Source organism: Mameliella sp. CS4 (assembly GCF_019392335.1).
GTDB lineage: Bacteria > Pseudomonadota > Alphaproteobacteria > Rhodobacterales > Rhodobacteraceae > Antarctobacter.
On the sequence record NZ_JAHXRQ010000262.1, the window covers coordinates 1 to 243 of the forward strand.

1 protein-coding gene is annotated in these 243 nt (G+C 60.5%); it reads left to right on the forward strand.

Annotated elements, in window-relative coordinates; translation table 11 throughout:
• Nucleotides 1–243, forward strand: a 243-nt coding sequence (locus KZZ07_RS27325; protein ID WP_219520178.1) for a type 2 periplasmic-binding domain-containing protein, incomplete at both ends; no start/stop codon positions are given.

Consider the following 243-nt stretch of genomic DNA (forward strand, 5'->3'; position numbering starts at 1 on the left):
CTACGCGCCTCATGAATTGCTGCGCACCCACCACCCCGACCTCAATTTGGTGGCGATGCCCAATGTCAGCTCGACCCTGCAAGCACTGGCCACTGACGAAGTGGATGCCGTAATCAGCGATCTGGCATCCAGCGTCTGGAGCCTGCGCCAGCTCAAACTCGATGGGTTGTACGTCAGCGGCGAAACCCCCTACCGCTATCAGTTGGCGATGGGGGTGCCGCGCGATCAGAAAATGCTGGTGGG